This window comes from Ghiorsea bivora (genome assembly GCF_000744415.1).
GTDB lineage: Bacteria > Pseudomonadota > Zetaproteobacteria > Mariprofundales > Mariprofundaceae > Ghiorsea > Ghiorsea bivora.
Map to the genome: position 1 here is coordinate 196,910 of NZ_JQLW01000005.1, position 12,604 is coordinate 209,513.

The window sequence follows — 12,604 nt, forward strand, 5'->3', positions numbered from 1 at the left end:
GCAATGTTAAACACAAACAGGATGGACTTATCCAGTCATGGATGATTTAGAAATGCAAACCTCTTCCTCAAACCCACAGTTATCCGTGGTCGTGATTGCCTTGTGTAAAGGCATCATTGATAGGGAAACAGACCATTCATTATGGCAAAGCCTGTTAACCCTACAGCAACCAGTTAGGGAATATGTCAAAACACTGGGCTTGGAAATGATTCTGGATGAGGCCGAGGGCTATGCCTTTTTACGCACCCGTGAAGTTACAGCAGATGAAGTGCAACTACCGCGCTTGATTGCCCGACGACAGTTGTCATTTCATGTCAGTCTATTGCTTGCGCTATTGCGTGAAAAAATAGCAGAATCAGATGCTTCAGGGGGTGAGCTTAGGGTGATTGTATCCCGAGATGAAATATTAGAAATGATTCGGGTCTTTATGCCTGAGGGCAGCAATGAAGTGCGTTTGATTGACCAAGTCGATAGCTATATCAATCAAGTGGTCAAAATGGGCTTTGCTCGACACCTCAAAGGCTCTGAAAAAATGTTGGAGCTACATAGAATCATTAAATCATTTGTTGATGCACAGTGGCTGGCTGAGTTTGACCAACGATTGGAAGAATACCGTAAGCAGCTGATGCCCAAATCGGGAGATGCATAATGGATCAGTTATTAAATTTAGATTTTGTGCAAGATGATACATTAACAGGGTTCCGCTTGCATCGTTTGGAAGTATTCAATTGGGGAACATTTGACAAAAAAGTTTGGTCATTTCACTTGCACGGTAAAAATGCCCTACTGACTGGCGATATTGGTTCTGGGAAATCAACATTGGTGGATGCTGTCACAACCTTACTGGTACCTGCCCATCGCATTGCTTATAATAAAGCCGCAGGTGCAACAGCCAAAGAACGAGACTTGCGTTCTTATGTGTTGGGTCACTATAAATCTGAGCAAAGCGAATCTGTCGGCACAGCCAAGCCCGTGGCACTGCGCAAGCATGATAGTTATTCTGTCATTCTGGGTGAGTTTTACAATGCTGGTTACGAACAAACTGTCACCTTGGCACAGGTATTCTGGTTTCGCCAACCGCAAGGGCAACCTGAGCGTTTTTATGTAGTTGCAGACAAGAGCCTATCTATCCAGCAGGATTTTGGTGACTTTGGTTCAGAAATGGCAGGGCTACGCAAACGCTTAAAACAGCAAGGGGCAAATATTTTTGATGCTTTTCCTGCCTACGGTGCTTTTTTTCGTCGTCGTTTCGGCATTGACAATGAGCAAGCTTTGGAGCTTTTTCACCAAACTGTATCGATGAAATCGATTGGCAACCTGACTACATTTGTACGAGGACACATGCTCGAGCCTTTTGATGTACAGTCGCGCATTGATGCTCTCATTGCTCATTTTGATGATTTAGATAGAGCGCACAAGGCTGTATTAACGGCAAAAAAACAAATCAATTTGCTCACACCTTTGGTTGAACATTGCCATCAGCATACAGCCCTAGATCAAGAAAAAGCACTGCTAGACCAGTCGCGAAAAGCACTGCAGGCGTACTTTGCTGATATAAAATCTTCTTTATTACAACAACGTATGGAAAAACTCGATGCTGAGCTAGAACGTTTACAATTGCGGGTAGCCCAGCTTGATGAAAAAGTTGAAAAAGGACAACAAAAAGAACGTGAGCTGGAGCGTGCTATTGCCGACCAAGGTGGCGACCGAATTGCAGAGCTTGAGCAAAAAATAAAAGAAAAAGAATATGCAAAAGAGCGTTGCTTGCAACGCGGCAAACAATATGATAATTTGATTGCTCAATTGGATTTAGCAGCAGTTAAAGATGCGGATACATTTCTACAGCATCGTCAGCATTGTATCACAATGCAGCAAAGCCTTGAAAATGAAGAAGCACAAATCCAAAATAGCATCAATGAGTTAGCCGTCGACTTAGCTGCAGGCAAGCGTGATTATGAAGAGCAAGACCGTGAGCTGGAAAGCTTAAAACAACGCAAAAGCAATATTCCATCACAACAAATTGCTATTCGTCAGCGCTTATGCCACGACCTTGACATTGATGCAGACCAGCTTCCTTTTGCTGGCGAATTGATTCAAGTGCGAGCTGATGAGCATGATTGGCAAGGTGTAGCAGAGCGGTTATTGCACAACTTTGCCATATCCATGCTTGTGGCAGACACATATTATTTACAAGTCGTAGAATGGGTGAATCAAAACCACCTCAAAGGGCGATTGGTGTTTTTTCGTGTACGTGACCACCAGCAACACCACCAAGTACAGCAAGCATCATCTCTTGTCCAAAAACTTGAAATCAAACCCGGATCCTTATTTTATCAATGGTTGCAACAAGAGCTAATCATTCGCTTTGATTATGCTTGTTGCACTGATATGAAGGTGTTCCGAAGGGAAAGCCGAGCTATCAGTATCACTGGGCAAATCAAAGCCAAAGGCGGAAGACATGAAAAAGATGACCGTCACCGCTTAAATGATAAGCGCAGATACGTATTGGGCTGGAGCAATAAGGAAAAGATTACGGTGTTGCAAGACCAAGCCAAGCAAATGAAAGCGTCACTGGCAACCATTGGCAATCAAATAACACAGTTACAACAAACCCTGAAAGGAAAACAAAAACGCTTATCACTTTTAAATCAGCTCAAAGCCTATCTTGATTTTCAAGACATTGATTGGCGACCTTTAGCAAGTGAAATCACGGACTTGGTTAAAGAAAAAACCAAACTTGAAGCAGCTTCAGATCAATTGCGTCTCTTAACCAAGCAACGTGAAAAAGTATTGCAGGATTTAGAAAAAAACAAACAAGCTTTGTTAAAGCGGCGAGAAAAATATGCCAAAACAGAACAAAAGCGTGAAGATACCGAACAATCCCGCCTTGCTTTGCTAGGCTTTCTCAAAAATGATCCTGAACCATTGGCTACTTTTAAAGATACCCTCGATGCTTTGGTGCAAGAGGTGTTGGGCAATGCTGTGCACACTGTCGAGTCGTGTGCAAATCATGAGCAACAACTGCGTATCAGCTTAAATAAACGTATTCTAAGCTTAGAAGGTAAGCTATCACGTTTGCGTGATAAGATTATCAAAACCATGACTGATTTCCATCAAGTTTACCCCTTGGTCAGTCAAGAAATGGATGTGGACTTACGCGCTGCCCATGAATATGAAAAACTACTATCCAGTCTCAATGCTGATGATTTACCACGCTTTGAAGAGCGTTTTAAAGCATTATTGAATGAAAATACAATTCGTGAAATTGCCAATTTCCAAAGTCAGTTGCTGCGTGAACGCGAAACCATCAAAGAGCGCATTGCGCGTATCAATGATTCTTTGATGCAAATTGATTATGTAGAAGGTCGTTATATCACCTTATTGGCACAACCCGCTATCGATGCAGAAATTCAAGGGTTTCAACAAGACATGCGGACATGCACGGAAGGCACTGTGACAGGTTCAGAAAATAGTCAATACTCAGAAGATAAGTTTTTGCAGGTGCAAAAGATTATCTCACGTTTTCGTGGGCGTGAAGGGGAAACCGATGCCGATGCACGTTGGCTGCGCAAGGTTACCGATGTTCGCAACTGGTTCCGGTTTGCTGCTTCTGAACGCTGGCGTGAAGATGATACTGAATATGAGCATTATGCCGATTCAGGCGGCAAGTCGGGCGGACAAAAAGAAAAATTGGCTTATACCATCTTGGCTGCAAGCTTGGCTTATCAATTTGGGCTGGAGTGGAATGCTGTACGCTCCCGCTCTTTCCGCTTTGTGGTCATTGATGAAGCATTTGGTCGTGGCTCAGATGAGTCGGCAGAATATGGCTTGCGTCTGTTTACACAACTTAATTTGCAATTATTGATTGTCACGCCTTTACAAAAAATACACATCATTGAGCCACATGTCCAACATGTGGGTTATGTAAGCAATGATGGTGGAACAAGCTCTAAGCTGCGCAACCTCAGCATAGAAACCTACCGTGAAGAAAAGAAAAAACGTGACGCGCATACCGTATGAAATGGACAACAACTGCGGAAATTAAAGCACAAGTTGAACGACGCTGGCAACGGGGTGATATATGCCGAGCACACGTGGGGCATGAAAGCACTTTTCCTTTATCCATCACATTAAGCAAGCCCTCGGCTAAAGTGATGTTGGAAGCATTTTCACAAATGCAAGATTGGGTCAAAAGCATACTTGCTTATGCCAATCAACATCAGCTCACTGTAGAGTGGCATAACATCAACCACCGCATCTTAGGTCAGCAACGAATACCTGCTCGTTTACTCATCCAGGCCCCAGAGCAGGCGGCTCGTTTGATTGGTAAGTCTCAAACACTCAAACAATATGACAGTTTAAACCATTTAACCTATAAACGCCTACTTACTATACAGCCATGGGTATTGGAGCATCCACTTAAAGTGCTTAAACTTGCTTCTGTATGGGATAAAATCTTAGATATATGTGTATGGATAATGGCACACCCACGCCCAAGAATCTATTTGCGGCAGGTGAATATTCCTAACATCGACAGCAAATTTATTGAACAACATAAGCAAGTACTTACAGCACTCTTTGATATAATTTTACCAGCATTTGCTATTGATGATGATTATACAGGAACCGCTGGTTTTGCACGGCGCTATGGTTTTTTAGAAAAACCTGCCATGCTTCGTGTGCGCCCACTGGATGTAAAGGTGGCTATTATTCATAGTGCCGCTAGCCAAGACATAATGCTCACTGCCAATGCCTTTGCTTCGCTAGACCCATCCATTGTGCAACAGATTAAGACAGTATTTATTGTCGAAAATGAAATCAATTACCTAGCCTTTCCCGAGCAAAAACAAGCCTTGCTTATTTTTGGGTCGGGTTATGGCTTTGAGGCCCTAAAAAAAGCTAGATGGTTGCAATATTGTAATTTGTATTATTGGGGAGACATAGATACCCATGGCTTTGCCATTTTAAACCAACTACGTACCATATATGCTCATACTCAATCTTTTCTGATGGATGAAGAAACCCTTTTGCGACATCAATCATTTTGGGGAACTGAGCCAAAACAAAAGTGTGGCAACCTCAGCCTCTTGCATCCCGAAGAAAAAAGGCTTTATAATCAGCTATGCTCAAATACGCTATCGCAACATATCCGACTGGAACAAGAACGGATTGCTTTTTCTGATGTACTTGCTGCCATCCAAAGTTTAGCGCTTAACCCAAGCTGAGGATGTCTCTATACATAAATATCATTTGTTATCCTCTCCGCTTAAACTAAGCTGCGCCAATGAAGCTTATACTTATTCACTATGCAGAGCTGGCACTTAAAGGCAAAAATCGCCGTGAGTTTGTGCGCCAGCTTGCCAAAAACATCAAACAACTCATTGGCACAAGCAAAATTGATAAAGAACATAGCCGCATGTTGCTGTATGTAGAAGAAGTCACGCCTGCCATGCTTGAGCATTTGGCATTGATTCCTGGTATCAGTAATTTTGCTGTCACTTTTGAATGTGAGTCCAATATTGAAGCCATGCAAGAAACCGCCAAAAAAGCGATTGAAGCCGAATTCCCGCATCCACAAGGAAAACGTTTTTCCGTGCGTTCGCGCCGCAGCTTTAAACGCTTCCCCATGATTAGCACGGAAATCAATTTTGAGGTGGGTGGATTCCTCAAAAATGCATTTGATTTAACCGTGGACATCAACAACCCTGAAATCACCGTTCACGTTGAAGTGAGTGAACATGCTACCTTTATTTACACCAATAAACGTAAAGGTGCAGGTGGTTTGCCCGTTGGTTCATCAGGGCATGGCATTGTCTTGTTTTCAGGTGGCATTGATAGCCCAGTGGCTGCTTATATCATGATGAAACGTGGTATGCGTGTCACTTTGGTGCACCTGTATAACAGCAGCATCAACCGTGATTTCACCAAAATTGAGAATTTAGCCAAACAACTGTCTTTATACCAAGGGCGGGTGCAGTTGATCATGATTGATTTGGAAGAATTTCAACGTCATGCCATTGCTCTTGTTCCGCCCCGCTATCGCATGATTATTTATAAGCGACACATGATTCGTAACGCAGGTATTATTGCCAATGAGATGAATGCCAAAGCTTTGGTCACGGGCGATTCTTTGGGGCAAGTGGCAAGCCAGACCCTTGAAAATATCCATGCCATTTATGATGCAGCAGATTTGCCGCTGCTTTCACCACTCATGGGTTATGATAAAGAAGAAATTATCACCGTGGCACGAAAAGTTGGCACCTATGACATTTCTATTGAAGAATATTGCGATATTTGTTCGTATTTGATTGCCAAACACCCTGAAACCAAAGGAAAACGGGCAGAAGTTGCCGAATTTGAAGCTGAATTGCCCACCACAGGTTTGGACATGATCAAACAAGAACGTATCTTTTTTGCAGGAGCCAAGGTTGAACGAAAATAATTCATCACTGTCGCATGTAAGTAGCAAACAAGCGCGTTTGATGCGCCTTGCAACCTATGCCTCTGCGACCGTGGCAATCATTTTAATTATTGCCAAATTGATTGCTTGGATGTGGACAGATTCCATCACTATTTTAGCCACCCTGATTGACTCGTGTTTGGATGCTGCGGCTTCATTAATCACCCTGTTTGCCGTGCATCACGCGCTACAGCCTGCGGATAGAGAACATCGCTTTGGACATGGTAAAGCAGAAGCTTTGGCAGGGCTTGGACAATCCATGTTTATTGCGGGTTCAGCCGCCTTCTTATTGCTTGAATCTATCAATCGTTTATTGCACCCCAAAGCATTGGAAGTATTAAATATGGGCATCGTCGTGATGCTAATTTCGATTGCTTTAACCGCTGGTTTGATTGCATTCCAACAACATGTGGTCAAACAAACAGGTTCGACTGCTATTGCTGCTGATTCCGTACATTATAAAACGGATTTATTGGTCAATGTTGGTGTAATTATCGCACTTTTACTTGCCATGTATGGCTGGCCAGGATTTGACCCCATCTTCGCCATTGCCATTGCTTTTTATATTTTACACAGTGCATGGGACATTGCTTCAGGGGCCATTGATCAGCTCATGGATAAAGAGTTATCCGATGAAGATAGAGCAAACATCAAACAACTAGCGACCTCACACCCTGAAGTGAAAGGTATTCATGATTTGCGTACCCGCAAAGCAGGTTTGACCAATTTTATTCAATTTCATTTGGAATTGGATGGGCATTTAAGTTTGATGCAAGCCCATACAATTGCCGATGAAGTAGAAGCGATTATCAAAGAAAAATGGACAGATGCTGAAGTCATCATCCACGAAGACCCGCATGGGCTTCAAGAAGCAACACCAAACTTCGCTCATCACAGCGATAACACGAAGGAAAACACATGATTTCAAGTTTGATTTCTAAAATTAAATCCGTTTTTAAAGGTAAACCTGAACAAGCGGCTGAAGTAAAAACACCCCACAAACCCAAGCGACCTGCTCGTAAACCCAAAGCACAAGCTTCACCACAAAAACAAAGCAAGAAACCACCACGTTCACATGCAAAACCAAGTCCGCAAACTAAAAAGGTTCACAAACCACATAATGAACGTATTCAAGCCAAACCCGCAGAACCCATCAAAGCTGATGATGACTGGGTAGCTGAAAAAGAAACCGAATTTACAGCTTTGGAGCTACCCAATGCTTTATTGCATGCCATTGATGACTTGGGTTACACCGAATTATCCGCTGTACAAAAAATTGCATTCCCTATCACCATGGCAGGTAAAGATATTGCAGGGCAAGGCAGAACGGGTACAGGTAAAACAGCAACCTTTTTGATTACAGCCATCAAAAACATCATTGAAAACCCAGCCAAATCAGGACGCAAAACCAACCAACCACGGGTATTGGTGATTGCCCCCACCCGTGAGTTGGTGATTCAAATTGCCAGCGATGCCAAGAAACTCACCAAGTATACCAATATCAATGTACATGCTGTATTTGGTGGTGTGGATTATGAAAAACAACAGAAACCATTTGAAACAGGTGTAGAAATACTGATTGGTACACCGGGTCGTTTGATTGATTTTCATAAAAAGCATTGTTATGACCTACAAGCTGTAGATGTCATGGTGCTTGATGAAGCTGACCGTATGTTTGATTTAGGTTTTATTAAAGACCTTCGCTTCTTGCTCCGCCGTTTGCCCAAGTATAATGAGCGCCAATCATTGATGTTCTCTGCCACGCTTTCACATCGCGTGATGGAATTAGCGTATGAACACATGAACAACCCTGAAAAAGTACAAGCGGAAACGGGTGATATCACTGCAGCAAGCATTGTCGAATCTATGTATCACACAGCGATGGATGAGAAACTTCCGCTATTGATTCACCTGCTCAAAAGCATGGATGTGCAACGCGGCATGGTGTTTATCAACGAAAAGCGTACGGGTGAAAAACTCGCAGCTGACCTCGCCAAACATGGGTTTAATGTAGGCATTATCTCAGGTGATGTTCAGCAGCGTAAACGTATGAAAATATTGGAAATGTTCACCAAAGGTGAGCTAAAATTATTGATTGCAACTGATGTAGCAAGTCGTGGCATTCATGTCGATGATATTACCCATGTTTTTAACTATGACTTGCCTGAAGATGCAGAATCGTATGTACACAGAATTGGGCGCACAGGTCGCGCTGGTGCTAATGGTGTTGCCATATCCTTTGCATGTGAACGTTATTGTTTTGAAGTACCTGCCATTGAGGCATACATCAAAAAATCCATTCCTGTCAAAGAAATCACGCCCGATATGATTAAACTTGAAAAACCAACCAACCCAACAGCCAAAGCTGAAGGTTTAAAAGCTGGCGATGCCGCAGAAAAACGCCCACGACAAGGTGGGAAAGGAGGAAACAATCGAGGTGGCAACAACCGAAGTGGAAACAGAAGCGGACAAAATCGCCGCCCACGTCGCCCTGCTAACAAATAAAAATTGTTCGTCATTCCCTCGGCAAGGTGAATTGCGAAGCAAGAGAGAGTGCCCTGGGGTAAGATGGGAGCGAAGCAACGACTGCACAGGAGATTTATCCATCTTTACAGATGGTGGATGCCCATTTTCATGGGTATGACAATGAAAGAGGAAACACATGAACATTGAACAACAAATGCAATTATTAAGCCGCGGCACTTTAGAAATTTTGCCCGCAGGCAGCTTGGAAGAAAAGCTTAAGCTTGCAGCCAAAGAAAAACGTCCACTTCGTATCAAAGCAGGTTTTGACCCGACTGCGCCCGATTTACATTTGGGGCATACCGTGCTTTTGGAAAAGCTGCGTCAGTTCCAACAATGCGGACACCAAGTCGTATTTTTGATTGGTGATTTCACTGGCATGATTGGTGATCCCACAGGCAAAAGTGCAACCCGCCCACCACTTACCCAAGAAGAGGTGTTGGAAAATGCGGAAACCTATAAACAGCAAGTCTTTAAAGTGCTTGATGAAAGCAAAACTGAAGTGCGTTTTAACTCCGAATGGTTGGGTAAAATGGGTGCTGCTGATTTGATTCAAATTGCTGGTAAAGCAACCGTCGCTCGTATGCTTGAGCGTGATGACTTTGAAAAACGCTACAAAGGCGGGCAAGCCATTGCCATTCATGAGTTTTTGTACCCCTTGGTGCAAGGTTATGATTCAGTAGCTTTGGAAGCTGATGTGGAATTGGGGGGCAATGACCAGAAGTTTAATCTGCTTATGGGTCGCCAATTACAACAAGCTTATGATAAACCCACCCAGGTGATTTTAACCATGCCATTGCTTGAGGGTTTAGATGGCGTGAATAAAATGTCCAAGTCGTTGAACAACTATGTGGGCATTCAAGAGCCTGCCAAAGAACAATTTGGTAAAATCATGTCTGCATCCGATGATTTGATGTATCGCTATTATGAATTGTTAACCGATGTGGACTTGGATGAAGTCAAAGCCAAACACCCAATGGAAGCCAAGAAACAATTGGCATCATTGATTGTTTCGCGTTTTCATGGTGAAGAAGCGGGCATTGCAGCAAGAGCAGGGTTTGAAAACCAGTTCGCCAAAAAAGAAATTCCTGATGATATTCCAGAAAAAAATATCACTGTGGCAGATGGTCAACTTTGGATAGTCAAAGCCTTGTCTGAGGGTGGTTTGACTGCATCCAACGGTGAAGCCATGCGTATGATTAAACAAGGTGCAGTATCGATAGATGGTGAAAAAGTTACGGACAAAGATACCCAGCTTGAAGCAGGCTCTTACTTGCTCAAAGTGGGTAAACGTAAGTTTCTACAACTGACGGTGAATGAATGACAGCTCAAAAAATAGACACCGTTTGGCTGCTCCTATTTATCGCATGGTTGATTGCAATGGCATCAACACTAACCAGCTTATTTTTTAGTGAAATCATGCATTTGGAGCCTTGTGTCTTATGCTGGTATCAGCGTATTTGTATTTTCCCTTTATCCATTATTTTGATGGTTGGTTTGTTTCCTTTGGATAAATCAGTTCTGAAATACGCATTACCACTTGCTATGCTGGGTTTGGGGTTCACAATATATCATATCGCACTGTTTTATGGCTTTATTCCGGAAGGTTTGAAGCCATGCACCCAAGGCATACCTTGTGATGATGATAGTATGATTTTATTTGGCTTTTTGCCAATTCCACTGCTCTCTTTGGCTGCATTTTCTGCCATTATTGGGTTATTGCTTGTCGCTAAATCGAGATTAAACACATGAATCAAAAATCTATTCTTTTTATCACACTTGGTGCACTACTTATTGCATTTGGTGGTGCGGCTTATTGGTATAATGCCAAGCAAGCTGCTGAGAAAACAGCCTTAGCAAGCAACAACAGCGAAGCTTTAGAACAATTTCATTCGCCGCGCGTGGGTAGCCCTAGTGCAAAGGTCACTATTGTTGAGTTTATGGACCCAGCATGTGAAACATGCAGCGCGTTTCACGATGCCGTTAAAGCCACCATGAAACAATATCAAGGCAAAGTAAAATTAGTCATTCGTTATGCACCATTTCACCCTGGTTCGGATAAGGCGGTGGAAATTTTGGAAGCCTCTCGCAACTTGGGAAAATTTAATGATGTGTTGGATCTCATGTATGGCACCCAACATGGCTGGGCATCACATCACAACCCGCAACCTGAATTGATTTGGGAATATTTGGCATATTACAAGTTTGATGTTGCTGCATTAAAGAAAAATGTAGATAGCGTAGCCACTGCTAAACTGATTGCTATTGATTTGGCGGATGCCAAAACCTTGGGAGTAAACAAAACACCAACCTTTTTTGTCAACGGCAAACCTCTACCAAGCTTTGGTTATGAGCAATTTCAAAAGCTTGTGGCTGATGAAGTCGCAGCCGCTTACAACAAATAAATGCTACATCTCAAACGCCGTGGTTTTGATTTAGGTTGCATTCAAATACCTGAGAAAACTGCAATGCCTAGTTCTTCACAAGTGCAACAGGCTTGGCAAAACGATGCTGCCATCGTTTTACCCCAACTTTTGCGTAACGATTTAGAAAAATATACTGAAAACATAAAAGAATCACATATTTTGATGCAAAATGTGCTAAGAACTTGTGATTTTGTTCCTTTTTTAGAACAAACCCCTTATGTAGAACGCATTCAACAAAACTTCTTTATCGTTGCCGCTTCCCCCGAAGAACATGATGAACAAGGCATTGAGAAGGTATATTTTGATGCTTTCGATCAAGATGAAGATGATGTGGTCGCTGAAGAATTATGGTGCAAGGCATCTTGGCTTTCTTTTCATGATGAAGATGCCTCACTTCGTTTTCGTTTTTCATGGGGTATGGAAGGTTATGAAGATGTATCAGCAGACCCACTCAAACAAGCGTGGGCAGGCAAACTTTGCGATGTTTTGTTTCCAGAATCACACATTATTACAAATAATGCGACTATTTTAAGTCATTTATCATCTATTTTAAGCAAAAAACCATCATTTGTGGAAAGAATCGTCTATTTTAATGCACCCAACGGTGGCGCACAATTCCATCATGATGTGGAACGCGGTCATGCAGGTGTTGTGTTTGCCCAACTCAGCGGCAGCACCTTTTGGTTAGCACTAGCCAAACCTAAATTGATGGATGAAATCATTAGCTTTGTAACCAACGCTAAAAACCAACAAGCCATAGCCTCTGTTTTGCCGCAAGAAAACGACCAACAAACACTCAAAACCCTTTGTCATAACCGCGAAGATTTAAGCTGTCATATGGAAGATCCTGACCACGAGCTTGTGGAAGCATTGATTGATAGGTGTCCTGAATTTATCGCTCACCTTGTCGCCCGCGGCCACAGCCACATACTTCAAGCAGGTGATGTATTGCTATTACCGCAACGCGATTTAGATAACTGTGTTTGGCATTCGGTGTTCACCCTTGGCGATACCCCTGGCGAGGCTTTATCCTTCGCTGTTCGTTAATTTCACCACAAAGCACAATCAACACTGCCCCCCTATTAACCCAAGGTAGAAATATCCGCTTTTGAATTTGTGATTTTAGCATGGATGGTCGGAAGGTGGGCCCTTCATCGAATTTACAGTATTATAGGGGCTTAACCCGATTATAGAG

General features: G+C 42.8%; 10 protein-coding genes. All 10 read left to right on the top strand.

The window, feature by feature from the left end:
* Positions 1-37: 37 nt before the first annotated feature.
* Entirely contained in the window at positions 38-649 is a 612-nt protein-coding gene (locus tag DM09_RS01495; RefSeq protein ID WP_051937908.1) for a DUF4194 domain-containing protein, read from the top strand.
* Positions 649-4,020, top strand: a complete 3,372-nt coding sequence (locus tag DM09_RS01500) for an ATP-binding protein (RefSeq protein WP_038247020.1) — start codon at positions 649-651, stop codon at positions 4,018-4,020. Before DM09_RS01495 ends, DM09_RS01500 begins: the two co-directional genes overlap by 1 nt.
* Positions 4,017-5,225, top strand: coding sequence for a Wadjet anti-phage system protein JetD domain-containing protein (locus DM09_RS01505; RefSeq protein WP_038247022.1), 1,209 nt, complete (start codon positions 4,017-4,019; stop codon positions 5,223-5,225). The genes DM09_RS01500 and DM09_RS01505 overlap by 4 nt, the downstream gene beginning before the upstream one ends.
* Positions 5,226-5,284: 59 nt before the next feature.
* The gene (gene thiI, locus DM09_RS01510; protein WP_038247023.1) at positions 5,285-6,442 is read left to right on the top strand and encodes a tRNA uracil 4-sulfurtransferase ThiI; all 1,158 of its coding nucleotides are present in this window, start codon (positions 5,285-5,287) and stop codon (positions 6,440-6,442) included.
* 40 nt (positions 6,443-6,482) lie between these two features.
* On the top strand, positions 6,483-7,382 hold the full coding sequence (locus tag DM09_RS01515; protein WP_038247418.1) for a cation diffusion facilitator family transporter: 900 nt from the start codon (positions 6,483-6,485) through the stop codon (positions 7,380-7,382).
* Complete coding sequence (locus DM09_RS01520; protein WP_081881040.1) at positions 7,379-8,965, top strand: DEAD/DEAH box helicase; 1,587 nt, start codon at positions 7,379-7,381, stop codon at positions 8,963-8,965. The genes DM09_RS01515 and DM09_RS01520 overlap by 4 nt, the downstream gene beginning before the upstream one ends.
* A 157-nt stretch (positions 8,966-9,122) precedes the next feature.
* A complete protein-coding gene (gene tyrS, locus DM09_RS01525) occupies positions 9,123-10,307 on the top strand; it encodes a tyrosine--tRNA ligase (protein ID WP_038247025.1) in 1,185 nt (394 codons plus the stop codon).
* Complete coding sequence (locus DM09_RS01530) at positions 10,304-10,735, top strand: disulfide bond formation protein B (RefSeq protein ID WP_038247026.1); 432 nt, start codon at positions 10,304-10,306, stop codon at positions 10,733-10,735. Before tyrS ends, DM09_RS01530 begins: the two co-directional genes overlap by 4 nt.
* Entirely contained in the window at positions 10,732-11,388 is a 657-nt protein-coding gene (locus tag DM09_RS01535; RefSeq protein ID WP_038247028.1) for a DsbA family protein, read from the top strand. The genes DM09_RS01530 and DM09_RS01535 overlap by 4 nt, the downstream gene beginning before the upstream one ends.
* The gene (locus DM09_RS01540; RefSeq protein ID WP_038247030.1) at positions 11,389-12,456 is read left to right on the top strand and encodes a hypothetical protein; all 1,068 of its coding nucleotides are present in this window, start codon (positions 11,389-11,391) and stop codon (positions 12,454-12,456) included. It abuts the gene before it with no gap.
* Positions 12,457-12,604: the final 148 nt, after the last annotated feature.